Annotated in this window: 16 protein-coding genes; 6 read left to right on the top strand and 10 right to left on the bottom strand. The window is 60.3% G+C overall.

All coding sequences use genetic code 11. The annotated features are described in order from the left end of the window. Positions 1–23: 23 nt before the first annotated feature. From nei to GNG29_RS06515, 10 genes are all read right to left on the bottom strand, one after another. Complete coding sequence (nei, locus tag GNG29_RS06560; protein WP_156654109.1) at positions 24–815, bottom strand: endonuclease VIII; 792 nt, start codon at positions 813–815, stop codon at positions 24–26. Between the two features lie 12 nt (positions 816–827). Next, positions 828–1,472, bottom strand: coding sequence for a pyroglutamyl-peptidase I (gene pcp, locus GNG29_RS06555; protein WP_156655444.1), 645 nt, complete (start codon positions 1,470–1,472; stop codon positions 828–830). A gap of 9 nt (positions 1,473–1,481) precedes the next feature. Next, entirely contained in the window at positions 1,482–2,477 is a 996-nt protein-coding gene (locus tag GNG29_RS06550; protein WP_156654108.1) for a DUF979 domain-containing protein, read from the bottom strand. After that, a complete protein-coding gene (locus GNG29_RS06545) occupies positions 2,474–3,184 on the bottom strand; it encodes a DUF969 domain-containing protein (protein WP_103178712.1) in 711 nt (236 codons plus the stop codon). The genes GNG29_RS06550 and GNG29_RS06545 overlap by 4 nt, the downstream gene beginning before the upstream one ends. 35 nt (positions 3,185–3,219) lie before the next feature. Next, a complete protein-coding gene (gene pxpA, locus GNG29_RS06540; RefSeq protein ID WP_103181048.1) occupies positions 3,220–3,954 on the bottom strand; it encodes a 5-oxoprolinase subunit PxpA in 735 nt (244 codons plus the stop codon). Further along, the gene (pxpC, locus tag GNG29_RS06535) at positions 3,944–4,876 is read right to left on the bottom strand and encodes a 5-oxoprolinase subunit PxpC (RefSeq protein ID WP_103178711.1); all 933 of its coding nucleotides are present in this window, start codon (positions 4,874–4,876) and stop codon (positions 3,944–3,946) included. The genes pxpA and pxpC overlap by 11 nt, the downstream gene beginning before the upstream one ends. Continuing rightward, positions 4,870–5,526, bottom strand: coding sequence for a 5-oxoprolinase subunit PxpB (pxpB, locus tag GNG29_RS06530; protein WP_103178710.1), 657 nt, complete (start codon positions 5,524–5,526; stop codon positions 4,870–4,872). Before pxpB ends, pxpC begins: the two co-directional genes overlap by 7 nt. Before the next feature lie 14 nt (positions 5,527–5,540). After that, positions 5,541–6,284 (bottom strand): type 2 GTP cyclohydrolase I, encoded by a 744-nt coding sequence (locus GNG29_RS06525; RefSeq protein WP_103178709.1) that lies wholly within the window; start codon positions 6,282–6,284, stop codon positions 5,541–5,543. A gap of 9 nt (positions 6,285–6,293) precedes the next feature. Beyond that, positions 6,294–7,706, bottom strand: a complete 1,413-nt coding sequence (gene phrB, locus GNG29_RS06520; protein WP_103178708.1) for a deoxyribodipyrimidine photo-lyase — start codon at positions 7,704–7,706, stop codon at positions 6,294–6,296. Positions 7,707–7,885: 179 nt separating this feature from the next. Next, a complete protein-coding gene (locus GNG29_RS06515) occupies positions 7,886–8,092 on the bottom strand; it encodes a YbfA family protein (protein WP_103181047.1) in 207 nt (68 codons plus the stop codon). 308 nt (positions 8,093–8,400) lie between these two features. On the opposite strand from GNG29_RS06515, the gene kdpF reads away from it, so the two are divergent. From kdpF to kdpE, 6 genes are read left to right on the top strand one after another with little or no spacing between them, the layout of a single operon-like run. Further along, a complete protein-coding gene (gene kdpF, locus GNG29_RS06510) occupies positions 8,401–8,490 on the top strand; it encodes a K(+)-transporting ATPase subunit F (protein ID WP_103178707.1) in 90 nt (29 codons plus the stop codon). After that, positions 8,490–10,169, top strand: coding sequence for a potassium-transporting ATPase subunit KdpA (gene kdpA / locus GNG29_RS06505; RefSeq protein WP_156654107.1), 1,680 nt, complete (start codon positions 8,490–8,492; stop codon positions 10,167–10,169). The genes kdpF and kdpA overlap by 1 nt, the downstream gene beginning before the upstream one ends. 18 nt (positions 10,170–10,187) lie before the next feature. Beyond that, positions 10,188–12,236, top strand: coding sequence for a potassium-transporting ATPase subunit KdpB (gene kdpB, locus GNG29_RS06500; protein WP_156654106.1), 2,049 nt, complete (start codon positions 10,188–10,190; stop codon positions 12,234–12,236). A gap of 12 nt (positions 12,237–12,248) precedes the next feature. Next, on the top strand, positions 12,249–12,824 hold the full coding sequence (gene kdpC / locus GNG29_RS06495; RefSeq protein WP_156654105.1) for a potassium-transporting ATPase subunit KdpC: 576 nt from the start codon (positions 12,249–12,251) through the stop codon (positions 12,822–12,824). Beyond that, the gene (gene kdpD / locus GNG29_RS06490; protein ID WP_156654104.1) at positions 12,825–15,500 is read left to right on the top strand and encodes a two-component system sensor histidine kinase KdpD; all 2,676 of its coding nucleotides are present in this window, start codon (positions 12,825–12,827) and stop codon (positions 15,498–15,500) included. Beyond that, positions 15,497–16,174, top strand: coding sequence for a two-component system response regulator KdpE (gene kdpE, locus GNG29_RS06485; protein WP_103178702.1), 678 nt, complete (start codon positions 15,497–15,499; stop codon positions 16,172–16,174). The genes kdpD and kdpE overlap by 4 nt, the downstream gene beginning before the upstream one ends. Positions 16,175–16,411 lie beyond the last annotated feature (237 nt).

Genomic DNA, 16,411 nt, shown 5'->3' with positions numbered 1-16,411 from the left:
TGCGCAAGCGCCACCCGGCTTTTTTACATCTGGCACTCAGGACACCAGTAAAACGGTCTGGAAGAGAGCGTCGTTTTCTCAATCACCCCGCCGCACCGCTCGCACTTTTTCCCCGCCCGATGAAACACCTTAAAGCGGAATAATGCCCCATGATGCTTCTTGTCATTCACCACTCCGCGGGTGTTATACGACAGACGAGGGATCGCCAGTAGCGCATGCGCCAGCGCGTCGAGCTGTTCTTCGGTGAGCTGTGACGCTTTATGCTGCGGCGCCAGCCCCACCTCCCACAGAATTTCGACCCGCAGATAGTTGCCCAGACCAGCGAGAAACGCCTGGTCCAGCAGCAGCCCGGAAAACTGCCGGTTGCTGAATTTTGCCGACAACAGCCGCGCTTTCACCTCCTCTGCCGTCAGGCGTAAATCGAGCACATCCGGCCCCACCCGCTGCAGGAAGGGATGGGTAGTGAGTTGCTCCGGCAAGAGCATCTCAATATCCGAGGCGCTGTAGAGCAGAATGGTTTTATCCGCGGTCTGTAACTTAACGCGCAGGACCCGCGTGGTCTGCGGCTCCTGGCCGGTCTCAACCACCCGCCAGACGCCATACAGCTGGTTATGGCTGTAGAGCGTCAGCTGGTTAGAAAAGTGAGTGAGCAGCGCTTTACCGCGCGTCTCCAGATGCGTGACCGTCTCGCCGATAAGCCGGGATTCAAACGGTTTTAACTGAGGGAAAGCAAACCACACGTCGGTGAGCGGTTTGCCTTTTATCGCCGCCTCCAGGCTATCCGCCGCGCGGCGGATCTCTGGTCCTTCTGGCATGATGACTCCTTGTTAGTGCGTTGCGCCGCCCACCACTTTAATATCCGCCTCCTGGCGCAGCGCCACCGTAATGGCGATCTCCAGCGCCTGCTTCACGGTTTGCGTCGCCATGCTCGGGGCGCCAGGGTGCGCCGCCGCCTGCTCGGGCAGGTAAGGAATATGGATAAAACCGCCCTTCACCTCCGGGCGGTCGGCCAGCTTGTGCAGCACGCCATACATCACGTGGTTGCAGACGAATGTTCCCGCCGTCTGCGAAACCGAAGCAGGAATACCTGATTCACGCAGCACCGCCACCATCGCTTTAATGGGCAGCGTGCTGAACCAGGCCGCCGGGCCGCCCTCAACGATAGCCACATCCACCGGCTGTCGGCCATGGTTATCCGGGATACGGGCATCATCAACGTTGATCGCTACCCGCTCAACGGTGACATCCACCCGGCCCCCGGCCTGCCCTACCGCCAGTACAACGGAGGGCTGTAGCGCGTCAATGGCCGCGTTCAGCACCGATAACGACTCGCCAAACACGCAGGGCAACTGCCGCGCCACCACGCGGCAATCGTCAATAATTGCGCCATCAAGCTGCTTTACCACCTCCCATGAGGGGTTAACGGTTTCGCCGCCAAACGGCTCAAAGCCGGTGATCAATACGGTTCGCATCATTTCTCCTTACAGGAACATCAGGAAGTAGAGCAGGAAGACGTTAGCGATCAGCAGCAATACCCCGGTGGGGACCTGCGCCTTAATGACCGCGTTTTTATCGGGTAACTCCAGCAGCGCGGCGGGCACAATATTGAAGTTGGCCGCCATCGGCGTCATCAGGGTGCCACAGTAGCCGGAGAACATGCCAATCGCCGCCATCACCGCCGGGTTGCCGCCGTGTTGCAGCACCAGAATGGGAATACCGATCCCGGCGGTGACAATCGGAAACGCGGCGAAGGCGTTACCCATTACCATGGTCAGCAGCGCCATGCCCACGGCGTAGACCGCCACCGCAATAAACCGGCTGTCGACCGCCAGGTACGTCTGGGTGAGATATGAAATGCCTTCCCCGACGCCGGCGGCGGTAAACAGCAGGCCAAGGGTCGCCAGGATCTGCGGCAGAATAAAGGCCCAGCCGATGGAGTCGAGCAGACGGCGCGCCTCCTGCAAAGGCTGATGCACTTTCTCATGGGTCATTTTAACCGCCATCGCCAGGCCAATCAGCGAGCCGACGGTCATGGAGAAGAGCGTCACCAGGGTCGAGTGGTTACCCGGCCCGAACAGCATCTCCTGCAGGCCCGGGATATGGTTGAACATCAGCACGCCCACCACCGTCACCACCGGAATGGCCAGCGCTGGTAAAAAGAGGCGATTGCCCAGACGCTTCGCGCTGCTCTCACGCTCTTCTGGCGTGCGCTGGTGATAACTCCCCTGGCGCACCCCGCCGAAACCGGCGATCAGTGCCAGCAGCACGACTGCCACACCCACTGCGATATGGACGGTGCGCTTGTCGCCCACCAGATCGTAGGTCCAGTTCCCCAGCAGGAACAGCAGGCCGTAAATGCCCCAGAACAGACCGGTGGTCATACGTCGCGGGTTGGCTTTATCGCGAAACGACATCAGCGCCACGATGAGCAGGATCAGCCCTGCCAGCCAGTAGAGATAGCTTTGCTGGAAATTCATTTTACCTCTCCCTGCACTTTGGCCAGCTCGCGCTCCAGATGCTTATCCAGGCGGTAGAGGCGGGTCGCGTGGATCGCAAAGGCGCAGAGCGCGGTCGGGATCCCCCAGAGGGCAATATGCAGCGGCTCCGTCTGGATCCCACCGGATTCCAGCATAAAGTTATGCATAAAGATGATGGCGCCAAAGGCGACAAAGATATCTTCTCCAAAGAAGAGCCCGACGTTATCGGTGGCTGCCGACATCGCCCGCAGTCGATAGCGCACCGCCCCCGGCAGCTCGCCATACTTTTTCTCCGCCGCCCCTTCCGCCATCGGCGCCAGCAGCGGGCGCACCATCTGCGGGTGTCCGCCAAGGCTGGTCAGCCCCATTGCCGCCGACGTTTCACGGACGAAGAGATAGACGATCAAAAGCCGCCCGGCGGTGGCGCTGTGGATCTTCGCGATCCACGCCTGGGCCCGCTCTTTCAGGCCGTGGCGCTCCAGCAGACCAATAACCGCCAGCGGGATCAGCAGGATATAAGGCAGGTTACGGGTATTGAGGAACCCTTCGCCCAGTTTTTCCAGAATGGTGGCGATGGGCATTTGCGCCGCCAGGCCGGTGACGATCCCGGCGACAATGACCACCAGCACCGGGTTAAAGCGTAAGAGAAACCCGACCACAATCACCGCGATACCGATGAGTGGCCAGAGGGATAGCGTCTCTGCCATGACCTTTTTCCTGTCGTTGTGTTTGCAAGTGTGCGTTATGCACTGATTTTTATATTATTTTCTTCAAATTCTCTGCGCAGACGACGGGCAAAGGCCAGCGCATGCTCGCCGTCACCGTGGATACACACCGTCTGCGCATGCACGGCTGCCCATTCACCGGTAATACTCTTCACCCGTCCGCGCTGGATCATCTCCAGGGTTTGCGCCAGGGCCTGATCTTCATCGGCGATCAGCGCCCCGGCCTGGGTACGCGGCACCAGGCTGCCATCGGCCTGATATCCACGATCGGCAAACACCTCTTCCCGGGTGATCAGGCCATAGCGCGTTCCCGCGCGGATCAACTCGCTCCCCGCCAGCCCGACCAGGATCAGATCCGGGTCAACGGTCGAAACGGCGCGGGCGATCGCATCCGCCAGGTCGCGATCTTTTGCCGCCTGGTTATAGAGCATGCCGTGCGGTTTTACGTGACGCAGCTGCCCGCCTTCGGCGCGAACGATCGCCGCCAGGGCACCAATCTGGTAGAGCATCTGGGCGTAGACTGTCTCCGGCGGCAGGGTCATGGCCGTGCGGCCAAAGTTTTCCCGGTCCGGGAAGCTGGGGTGCGCCCCGATGGCCACCCCATTTTTTAGCGCTTCGCGCACGCAGGCCAGCATGGTTTCGGCATCGCCGGCATGGAATCCGCAGGCGATATTGGCTGACGACACCAGCTTTAACAGTGCGGCATCGCTGCCGCACCCTTCACCTAAATCTGCATTTAAATCAACCGCGATCATGTAACCTCCACGCCAGCTGTTCGATGTACTGCTTCTGGATGCGCCGCGCCTCCAGCGCCTCTTCCAGCGTACAGGGGACAAAGTGAATAGGTTGTCCGAGCGGGGCCTGCGCCAGATGGTACATATCGGCCTCGATGATGCAGGCGATCCGCGGGTACCCCCCGGTGGTCTGGGCATCGTTCATCAGAATGATAGGCTGTCCGTTATGCGGCACCTGAATCACGCCCGGGAGCAGCCCGTGCGACAGCATCTCCCGATCGGTGGTGCGCGCCAGCTTTTGCCCCTGCAGGCGGTAGCCCATACGGTTACTCTGTGGGCTGAGCTGCCAGGGCAGACGCCAGAGCGCATCCTGGGAGGCCTGATCGAACTCATGGTATTCCGGTCCCGGCAAGGCCCGCACGCGGTTACTCCAAAGGAGCTGTTTCACGCCCTGGGCTTCACGGAATTCACGCCCACCGGCCCGAACCTGCAGGCGATCGCCATCTTTCAGCAGCCGCCCTTCGTGACCGCCCAGCCCCACCTTCAGGTCAGTGCTGAGGGAGTTCATGACCTGCGGCACGTCGATTCCGCCCGCAATGGCCAGATAGCTGCGCATGCCCCGGCGGGGACGATTAAGGGTGAGCTGTTGCCCGGCTTTCACCGGCAGGCGCCAGCCGGTCCAGACCGCGGCCCCGTCAAGCCGGGCATCACAGCCCGCACCGGTCAGGGCAAACCAGCCATCCTGTTCAAATTCGAAGATAGATTGCCCCAGGGTGATCTCCAGCGCGGCATCATCCGGGTCATTGCCCACCAGCAGATTACCAATCTGCAGTGCCGGTTTATCCAGCGCGCCGCAGTAGCTGATTCCTGACTGGCGAAACCCGATACGTCCGCCATCCTGCACCGAAGTATGAAGACCCGCACGAATGATTTTTAACATACCCCCTCCTTCAGCGGGATAAACCGCACGGTGTCGCCCGGTCGCAGCAGCACCGGCTCGTCACGAGCGGGATCGAACAGCGGCAGAGAGGTGTGCCCAATCAGCTGCCAGCCTCCGGGTGTGGCTAAGGGATAAATACCGGTCTGCGACCCGCCAATCCCCACCGAGCCCGCCGGCACCTGCAACCGGGGTTCAGCGCGACGCGGCGTAGCCAGTTGCTCAGGCAGCCCGCCCAGATACGGAAAGCCCGGCTGAAAGCCCAAAAACCAGACCACATAATCCGCGGAGGAATGGAGCTCCACGACCTGTTTCTCGGTCAGCCCCGCGTGTCGCGCCACCTCGCCCAGATCGGGGCCCGCAGCAGTACCATACACCACGGGGATCTCGATAGCGCGGGAATCGGGTTCCAGCGCTTCGCTCTCTTCCCACCAGCGCTGCAGACGTTCTATGGCATCCAGCGCCACCGAGTGGGGATTGCGCAGCACCACGGTGATGTTATTCATCCCCGGAATGGCTTCCACCACTTCAGGGATTTCACCCAGTCGCTGGGTCAAGCGCCAGATCCGTTTTTGCGTCGCCAGGGTCACCGGCGGCTCCAGTTCCAGTACGACGGCGGTTTCGCCTAGCAGATAACAACGTGCTCGCTGCACTTAGATACCTCTCATCAGGCTGGATTAGGAATATCGACAAAGGTGACATCCAGGTCGGTGTTTTCTGTCAGCCATTCGCTGAGCGCGCGAATGCCGCCGCGTTCCGTGGCATGGTGACCTGCCGCATAAAAATGCAGCCCCTGCTCGCGGGCGGAGTGAATGGTTTGCTCAGAGACTTCGCCGGTGATAAACGCATCGACGCCAAAACGCGCCGCGCTGTCAATAAAGCTCTGTCCGCCGCCGGTACACCAGGCGACGCGTTTTACCTCATCCGGCCCGGTATCGCCGCTCCACAGCGGACGACGCCCCAGCCGCGCTTCGATCCACGAGGCCAGCTCCAGCCCCGGCACCGGCATGGAGAGTTCCCCCCACGGCACCAGCGGCTCGATTTCGCCCATGATGTTAATGCCGAGCAGCGCCGCCAGCTGGGCGTTGTTTCCCAGCTCCGGGTGCGCATCCAGCGGCAGGTGCCAGCCATAGAGGTTGATGTCGTTTTCCAGCAAGGTCTTCAGGCGGTTGCGCTTCATGCCGCGGATAACCGGAGATTCCCCCTTCCAGAAATAGCCGTGATGAACGATAACGGCATCGGCCTGCTGGCGAACCGCTTCATCCAGCAGCGCCTGGCTTGCCGTCACACCGGTAACAATCTTCTGAATAGTTTCGCGCCCTTCCACCTGCAGGCCATTCGGTGCGTAGTCGCTGAAGCTGGCGCTGTTCAGTTTGTCGTTAATCAGTCGTTCCAGTTCACTGTTTTTCATTATGACTCCCTATGCTTTACGGGCGGCTTCATACGCGGCCAGCGTGGCAACGCGCGCCTGTTTATGGTCGACAACCGGGCGGGGATACGCGAGGGTGACGCCCTGCTTGTCCGCCCAGATCCAGGGATCGTGGATGGCCTTGTCCGGCACGGTGGCCAGCTCCGGCAGCCAGCGGCGGATAAACACGCCGTCGGAATCAAACTTCTGTCCCTGGGTTGTCGGGTTAAAAATACGAAAATAGGGGGCGGCGTCGGTTCCGGTTGATGCCGCCCACTGCCAGCCGCCGTTATTGGCGGCCAGGTCGCCATCGATCAGCTGTGAAATAAAGTAACGTTCCCCGGCACGCCAGTCGATAAGCAGATCCTTTACCAGAAAGCTGGCGGTGATCATCCGCAGGCGATTGTGCATCCAGCCGGTTTCATTCAGCTGACGCATGGCTGCATCGACAATCGGATAGCCGGTTTGTCCCTCTTGCCAGGCTTTCAGCTGCACATCGTCAGACTGCCATTCGACGTTATCAGTCCAGCGGATGAATGGCCGATATTTACATAAATCAGGGTGATACGTCATCAGATGACGATAAAACTCGCGCCAGATAAGCTCGTTGAGCCATACCGCTCCCGGCCCCCCCTCCAGCGCCTGGGGTTGCTCGGCCAGCAAGCGGTGCAAGCACTGGCGAGGAGACAGCACCCCCAGCGCCAGGCAGGCGGAGAGACGGCTGGTCCCTTCGATAGCCGGAAAATCGCGCTGCGCCTCATACTCCCCTGCCCCCTGTTGACAGAACTGACGCAGCCGGGCAATCGCCTCTCTCTCGCTCGCTGGAAAGAGGTCAGTATCGAATGGCTGTTGCGGATAATCGAAATCCAGCGCCGCCGGGGTCACCTTTTCGCCCTCGCGGACGGCAGGAGCCGCCGCACACTCAGGCAGCCCCTCTTTCAGCCGCCGCAGCCAGGCGTTTTTAAACGGCGTAAAGACCTTGTACATCTCATGACTGCCGGTCATGACGCTGCCCGGCGGCAGGATCACGCTGTCATCAAAACCCTGACAGATCACCTCCTGCAACGCGCGCTCCAGCTGACGATCCCGCTGCTGCTCGTTCAGTTCGTACTGGTAGTTATAAAAGAGATGGGTGACCTCATGCTCTGCGCAAAGCTGCGCCACTTTTTCGCCCTGGGCGGCGAAATCAGCCACCTGCGCGTAGAGCAGCGGAATGTTTCTGTCGGCCAGCTGCTGTTGCAGATCGTTGAGATGAGCATGAAGAAAGGCGGCCTGGCGAGGCGCCATGGCGTGCTCACGCCACTGCTGCGGCGTGGCGATGAAAAGCGCCAGGACGCGGGCATGTTTGTCGCGGCAGGCGGCGGCAAGCGCAAGGTTATCGTGGATGCGCAGATCGGCGCGAAACCAGACCAGATGGGTGGCCATAACACTCCAGTATTATCGTCTGTAACATCTACAAGTCACCGAGGATACTTTGCTTTAACAAGTGTAGCCATACTGAAATAAAAAAGGCCGCCCAACGGACCGCGAATCCCGGGGGATAAAAAAACCGCCACATTGCTGTGGCGGTTTTTTGTTACTGCAATTGCTGTGTGTAGTCTTTCTTAATAAAAATCACAAATGGCTTTTTCAGCCTGATCCATCCACACCGGCTTATCGCTGGTCTTCGCCCATACGCGATGCAGATAGCTGTAAAAACGTGCACGATCTTTCCAGAACAGCATAACTGGTAACGCCAGAACACCCGCTAACACAGCGAAAGTGCGGCGAATAAAAACGATATGTGCCGGATACGCTTTGTAAAATTCCATCATTTTCTCCCCTCTTTCTGGCCGGAAATCTGCTCCGGAAAAGTAAAACTGATTATCTGCTGAAAATAGTAACGCTTTGGCTGTAATTTTACTACTCATCCGACCACTTTTTTGTCCTCTAAAAGGGATCTTTACACTTCATCACGTAATTTAGTTACATAAAAGTTAAATTAATACTAACCATTAGTTAAATTATGGTCTTAGCCATTTTTATACTTTTTTTACACCTCCCCGTCTGATTTTTGCGAAATCTTTGCGCCAGAAAATTTACCGTTTGCACCATGACTAATGTCACCCGGAGGTGAATTGTGAGTGCAGGTGTAATTGTGGGCATCGCGCTGCTGTTTCTGTTACTGGGGTATCTGATTTATGCCCTGCTTAACGCGGAGGCATTCTGATGGCTGCTCAGGGATTTCTGCTTATCGCCAGCTTTCTGCTGGTACTGTTCATACTCGCCCGGCCACTGGGGATGTGGCTGGCACGCATGATTAACGGCCTGCCGCTGCCCGGGGTGCAGGCCATTGACGCAGGGATACTGCGCCTGCTGGGGATCCGCGCCGACGAGATGAGCTGGCGCCATTATTTGTTGGCTATTCTGCTGCTTAATGGCGTGGGCCTGGTTGTGCTCTTCGCCATGCTGATGCTTCAGGGCACTCTGCCGCTCAATCCGCAGCAGCTGCCGGGGCTTTCATGGCATCTGGCGCTGAATACCGCCGTCAGCTTTGTCAGCAACACCAACTGGCAGTCCTATGCCGGTGAAACAACTCTGAGCTATTTCAGCCAGATGGCGGGGCTGACGGTACAAAACTTCCTCTCTGCGGCCAGCGGTATCGCAGTGATTTTTGCCCTGACCCGCGCCTTCTCCCGCCAGAATATCACTACGCTTGGCAACGCCTGGGTCGATCTGACCCGCATCACCCTGTGGGTGTTGCTGCCGCTGTCGCTGGTTATCGCCCTGCTGTTTATGCAGCAGGGTGTATTGCAGAACCTGCTTCCTTATCAGCCCTTCACCTCGCTGGAGGGGGCCAGGCAGCTGCTGCCGATGGGGCCGGTCGCCTCGCAGGAAGCGATCAAAATAGTGGGTACCAACGGAGGGGGTTTCTTTAATGCCAACTCCACCCATCCGTTTGAGAATCCGACCGCGCTGACCAACGCCGTGCAGATGCTGGCGATCTTCCTGATCCCCACCGCACTGTGCTTTGCCTTTGGCGAGTCGGTCAGCGATCGGCGCCAGGGGCATACGATCCTGTGGACCATGTCCGCCATCTTTGTGGTCTGCGCGGCGCTGGTGATGTGGGCGGAGTGGCAGGGTAACAGCCACTTAATGCTGCTCGGCGCGGACAGCAACAGCAACATGGAAGGAAAAGAGAGCCGCTTTGGCATTCTCGCCAGCAGCCTGTATGCGGTGATCACCACCGCCGCCTCCTGCGGAGCGGTTAACGCCATGCATGACTCCTTCACCGCCCTGGGCGGGATGATCCCGATGTGGCTGATGCAGATTGGTGAAGTGGTATTTGGCGGCGTCGGGTCGGGCCTGTATGGCATGCTGCTGTTTGTGCTGCTGGCGGTCTTTATCGCCGGGCTGATGATTGGCCGTACCCCGGAATATCTCGGCAAAAAAATTGACGTGCGGGAGATGAAGCTGACCGCGCTGGCGATCCTCGTCACCCCGGCGCTGGTGCTGCTCGGCACTGCGCTGGCGCTGATGACCGACGCCGGGCGCAGCGGCATCTTCAACCCCGGGATCCACGGCTTCAGCGAGGTGCTGTACGCGGTGTCGTCGGCGGCCAACAACAACGGCAGCGCCTTTGCGGGCCTGAGCGCCAACTCGCCGTTCTGGAACTGCCTGCTGGCATTCTGCATGTTGGTCGGCCGCTTTGGGGTGATTATCCCGGTCATAGCCATCGCCGGATCGCTGGTGAACAAGACCCGCCAGCCCGCCTCTGGCGGCACGCTGCCTACCCACGGCGCGTTGTTTGTTGGTCTGCTGATCGGCACCGTCCTGCTGGTCGGCGCCCTCACCTTTATTCCCGCCCTCGCATTAGGCCCGGTTGCGGAACACCTCTCTTTACGCTGATTTTACGGAGTATTCTTCATGAGTCGTAAGCAACTGGCCCTGCTTGAACCTGCTCTGGTTCGCCAGGCGCTGATGGATGCGATAAAAAAATTAGATCCGCGCGTGCAGTGGCGCAATCCGGTGATGTTTATCGTCTGGCTGGGGAGCCTGCTGACCACCCTGCTTGCCCTCGCCATGGCGGGCGGATGGCTGTCAGGCAGCGCCACCTTTACCGCAGCGATCAGCCTGTGGCTGTGGTTCACCGTGCTGTTTGCCAACGTCGCCGAAGCGCTGGCGGAAGGACGCAGCAAAGCGCAGGCCAACAGCCTTAAAGGGGTACAAAAGACCGCGTTCGCCCGCAAGCTGCGCGAAGCGAAATATGGTGCTGCCAGCGAAACGGTGCCTGCGGATACGCTGCGCAAAGGCGACATCGTTCTGGTGGAAGCCGGAGATATTATCCCCTGTGACGGGGAGGTTATCGAAGGGGGCGCCTCGGTGGATGAGAGCGCCATCACCGGGGAGTCCGCGCCGGTGATCCGTGAGTCCGGGGGCGATTTTGCCTCGGTCACTGGCGGAACACGCATTCTTTCCGACTGGCTGGTGATCCAGTGCAGCGTCAATCCGGGCGAAACCTTCCTCGATCGGATGATCGCCATGGTGGAAGGCGCCCAGCGGCGCAAAACCCCGAACGAAATCGCCCTCACCATTCTGCTGGTGGCGCTGACCATCGTCTTTCTGCTGGCGACGGCCACCCTGTGGCCCTTCTCGTCCTATGGCGGGACAGCGGTGAGCGTCACCGTGCTGGTGGCCCTGCTGGTCTGCCTGATCCCGACCACCATCGGCGGCCTGCTGTCGGCCATCGGTGTGGCGGGCATGAGCCGGATGCTGGCGGCCAACGTTATCGCCACCAGCGGGCGAGCCGTCGAGGCGGCAGGCGACGTCGACGTGCTGCTGCTGGATAAAACCGGCACCATCACCCTCGGCAACCGTCAGGCATCTGAGTTCCTGCCCGCCCCGGGGGTGGATGAGCAAACGCTGGCCGACGCCGCCCAGCTGGCATCGCTGGCGGACGAAACCCCGGAAGGCCGCAGCATCGTCATTCTCGCCAAGCAGCGCTTTAACCTGCGCCAGCGCGACGTGCAAAGCCTGCATGCCACCTTTGTGCCCTTTACGGCGCAAACGCGGATGAGCGGCATCAATATTCAGGACCGCCTGATCCGCAAAGGCTCGGTGGACGCGATTCGCCGCCATATTGCGGCCAATAACGGCCACTTCCCGCCGCAGGTCGATACCCTGGTAGAGAACGTCGCGCGTCAGGGGGCCACGCCGCTGGTGGTGGCGGAAGGGGCGACCGTACTCGGGGTGATCGCCCTGAAAGATATCGTCAAAGGCGGCATCAAGGAGCGCTTTGCCCAGCTGCGTAAAATGGGCATCAAAACGGTGATGATCACCGGGGATAACCGCCTGACGGCGGCCGCCATTGCCGCCGAAGCGGGGGTGGATGATTTTCTCTCCGAAGCGACGCCGGAGGCCAAACTGGCGCTGATCCGCCAGTACCAGGGAGAAGGACGGCTGGTGGCCATGACCGGTGACGGCACCAACGACGCCCCGGCCCTCGCCCAGGCGGACGTGGCGGTAGCCATGAACTCCGGCACCCAGGCGGCGAAAGAGGCGGGCAATATGGTTGACCTCGACTCTAATCCGACCAAGCTGATCGAGGTGGTACATATCGGCAAACAGATGCTGATGACCCGCGGCTCGCTCACCACCTTCAGTATCGCCAACGACGTGGCGAAATATTTCGCCATTATTCCGGCGGCGTTTGCCGCGACTTATCCGCAACTGAACGCCCTGAATGTGATGCATCTGCACTCCCCCGCCTCGGCCATCCTGAGCGCGGTGATCTTCAACGCGCTGATCATTATCTTTCTGATCCCGCTGGCGCTGAAAGGGGTGAGCTACAAGCCGCTCACCGCCGCCGCCATGCTGCGCCGCAATCTGTGGATTTACGGTCTGGGTGGGCTGGTGGTGCCGTTTATCGGTATTAAAGCCATCGACGTCGTGCTCACCCTGTTCGGGCTGGTTTAAGAGGAAAATCAAATGGCTATGTTACGTCCCGCTATACTGTTGTTTATTCTGCTGGCCCTGATAACCGGCGGGCTCTATCCGCTGGTGACCGCCGCGCTGGGTCAGTGGTGGTTTACCGACCAGGCCAACGGATCGCTTATCTACCAGCAGGGGAAGATCCGCGGTTCCCGGCTAATTGGGCAGAACTTTACCGCGGCGGGTTACTTTCACGGGCGTCCTTCCGCTACGGCTGAGAGCCCGTATAATCCCATGGCCTCGGGCGGCAGCAATCTGGCGGGCAGCAACCCTGAGCTGGATGACGCCGTTCGTGCCCGCGTGGCGGCTCTGCGCGCTTCTAACCCGCAGGCGAGCCCGGCAGTGCCGGTTGAACTGGTGACCGCCTCAGGCAGCGGGCTGGACTACAGCCTGACGCCGCAGGCCGTCGCCTGGCAGATCCCACGGGTGGCTCTGGCGCGTCAGCTCAGCGCCGAACAGCTCAGCCAGCTGGTGGCCGCCCATACGCAAAAGCCATTATTCAGCGCGATGGGCAATCCAGTGGTCAATATTGTTGAATTGAATCTGGCGCTGGACGCGCTAAGGAAAGAGTAAATGATTGACGAGCCTCTGCGCCCGGACCCGGACAAACTGCTGGAACAGGCCGCCTGGCCCCATCGCGGTAAGCTGAAAATTTTCTTCGGCGCCTGCGCGGGCGTCGGCAAGACCTTCGCCATGCTCAGTGAAGCCCAGCGTCTGCGCGCCCAGGGGCTCGATATTCTCATCGGTGTCGTGGAAACCCACGGTCGCCAGGAGACCGCCGCGCTGCTGGAGGGGCTGGCAACCCAGCCGCCGCGCCGCATTCATCATCGTGGGCGTCTCGTAACGGAATTCGATCTCGACGCCGCCCTCGCCCGCCGTCCGGCACTGATCCTGATGGACGAGCTGGCGCACACCAATGCCCCGGGCTCGCGCCATCCCAAACGCTGGCAGGATGTCGAGGAGCTGCTGGACGCCGGAATTGATGTTTTCACCACCGTCAACGTCCAGCATCTGGAGAGCCTCAACGACGTGGTCAGCGGCGTGACCGGTATTCAGGTGCGGGAGACCGTCCCGGATCCCTTCTTCGACGCGGCGGACGAGGTGGTGCTGGTGGATCTCCCCCCGGACGATCTGCGCCAGCGACTGCATGAGGGCAAAGTCTATATCGCCGGGCAGGCTGAGCGGGCCATCGAGCACTTCTTCCGCAAAGGCAATTTGATCGCCCTGCGCGAGCTGGCTCTGCGCCGCACCGCCGACCGGGTGGACGATCAGATGCGGGCCTGGCGCGACCGCCAGGGTCAGGAGAAGGTGTGGCATACCCGCGATGCGATTTTGCTCTGCATCGGCCACGGCAGCGGCAACGAGAAGCTGGTGCGCACCGCCGCGCGTCTGGCGGCAAAATTTGGCAGCGTCTGGCATGCGGTCTACGTGGAGACGCCGCAGCTGCACCGTCTGCCGGAGAACCAGCGCCGCGCCATTCTTGGCGCCCTGCGTCTGGCGCAGGAGCTTGGGGCCGAAACCGCCACCCTGGCCGAGCAGGCGGAAGAGAAAGCCATCCTGCGCTACGCCCGGGAGCATAACCTCGGCAAAATTGTTATCGGCAGGCGCGCCCGTCGCCGCGGGTTCAGCCGGGAGAGCTTTGCCGACAAGCTGGCACAGCGCGCCCCCGACCTCGATCTGCTGATCGTCGCGCTGGACGACAAACCGGCCGCCCTGCCCGCCAGAACCCCGGACAACCGGGCATTCAGCGATAAATGGCGGATCCAGCTGCGCGGCTGTCTGGTGGCGGTGCTGCTCTGCGCGCTGATCACCTTTGTTGCCAGCCAGTGGCTACCCGGCTTCGATGCCGCCAACCTGGTGATGATCTACCTGCTGGGTGTGGTGATCGTGGCCCTGTTTTACGGCCGCTGGCCCTCGGTGCTGGCGACGGTGATCAACGTCATCAGCTTCGATCTCTTTTTTATCGCCCCGCGCGGCACCCTGGCGGTGTCGGATGTGCAGTACGTCCTCACCTTCGCCGTGATGCTGGCGGTAGGTTTGCTTATCGGCAACCTGACGGCGGGGGTGCGCTATCAGGCGCGGATCGCCCGTTACCGCGAGCAACGCACCCGCCAGCTGTATGAGATGTCGAAGGCACTGGCGGTGGGCCGCGCACCGCAGGATATCGTCCAGACCAGCCAGCAGTTTATTCACTCCACCTTTAACGCCCGCAGCCTGATCCTGCTCCCGGATCGCGAAGGCAAACTCGCCCCCCTCACCCCGGCTTCGGGCATCACGCCTTGGGATGAGGCCATTGCCCACTGGAGCTTTGATAAAGGCCAGCCTGCGGGAGCAGGCACCGACACGCTCCCGGGTGTACCCTATCAGATCCTGCCGTTGCAGCGTCAGGGGGTGCTGATTGTCGAGCCGGCTAACCTGCGCCAGCTGATGATCCCCGAGCAGCAGCGGCTGCTGGAGACCTTTACCCTGCTGGTGGCGAGCGCGCTGGAGCGGCTGGCGCTCACCGCCAGCGAAGAACAGGCGCGGTTAGCCAGCGAGCGGGAGAGCATTCGCAATTCGCTGCTGGCCGCCCTCTCCCACGATCTGCGCACGCCGCTGACGGTGCTGTTCGGTCAGTCGGAGATCCTGACCCTCGACCTGGCGGCAGAAGGCTCCCGCCACGCTATCCAGGCCAGCGAGATCCGCCAGCACGTGCTGAACACCACCCGGCTGGTGAACAACCTGCTGGATATGGCGCGGATCCAGTCCGGCGGCTTTAACCTGAAAAAAGAGTGGCTGACGCTGGAAGAGGTGATCGGCAGCGCCTTAAAAACCCTTGAGCCGGGGCTGGGTGGCCGGCATATCGCGCTCGCGATGTCCGATCCCCTGGCGTTGATCCATGTGGATGGCCCGCTGTTTGAGCGGGTGCTGATTAATCTGCTGGAGAACGCCGCGAAATATGCGGGCAGCAAAGCGCAAATCGGCATTGACGCCAGCGTCACCCCGGACCAGCTCCAGCTGGAAGTCTGGGATAGCGGCCCGGGCATTCCGGCGGGTCAGGAAGAGGCTATCTTTGATAAATTCGCCCGCGGAAATAAGGAGTCCGCCATTCCCGGCGTCGGACTGGGGCTGGCTATCTGCCAGGCGATTGTGGAGGTGCACGGCGGCACCATTACCGCCCATAATCGCCCCGAAGGGGGGGCCGGTTTTTGTGTTACACTGCCGCTTGATGCCCCACCCGAGCTGAATGACTTTCCAGAGGATTTGTGATTAACGTCCTGATTGTTGAAGATGAACTCGCTATCAGTCGTTTTCTGCGTGCCGCGCTTGAAGGTGAAGGGTTGCGCGTTCACGATGCCGGGACGCTACAGCGAGGCCTGATTGAAGCCGCCACCCGCAAGCCGGACCTGGTGATCCTCGATTTGGGCCTGCCGGACGGCGACGGCCTCGACTTTATCCGGGAGGTGCGCCAGTGGAGCCAGATGCCGATCATCGTGCTCTCCGCCCGTCTGGAGGAGACCGACAAAATTGCCGCACTCGATGCCGGTGCCGATGACTATCTCAGTAAGCCGTTTGGCATTGGCGAACTGCAGGCGCGTCTGCGCGTCGCCCTTCGCCGCCACGCGACCACCGCCCCCGTCGACCCGGTGTATACCTTTTCGGATATTCGTGTCGATCTGGCCTCGCGCCGCATTCAACGCGGTGAGGCTGAAATCCACCTGACCCCCATCGAGTTCCGCCTGCTGGCGGTCCTGCTCAACAATCACGGCAAAGTTCTTACCCAGCGCCAGCTGTTAAGTCAGGTCTGGGGACCGAATGCGGTGGAGCATAGTCACTACCTGCGCATATATATGGGGCACCTTCGCCAGAAACTCGAAACGGATCCCGCGCGCCCGCGCCATTTATTAACGGAAACCGGTATCGGTTATCGGTTTATGCTGTGAATAATCATTCACTCTCATTTCGCTTAAAACAATTACTCTCCTGGTTTATTTTAAAATATCAGCCTCATAGTTATTCACCCTTATTTGAAGTCTCTTTACACACTAAAAAAACAGCACATTAACATAATATCCACAACCCAGAATTATGATCTGCACTTTAAATAAAATGAGGATAATTATTTTTCAAATGATCGCTTAATGTTGATCCTCTTCACGGTTTGCCGTCTCTTTCCGGAT

This window comes from Leclercia sp. Colony189, from assembly GCF_009740165.1.
Lineage (GTDB): Bacteria > Pseudomonadota > Gammaproteobacteria > Enterobacterales > Enterobacteriaceae > Enterobacter.
This window is presented reverse-complemented; position numbering and strand designations above follow the sequence as displayed.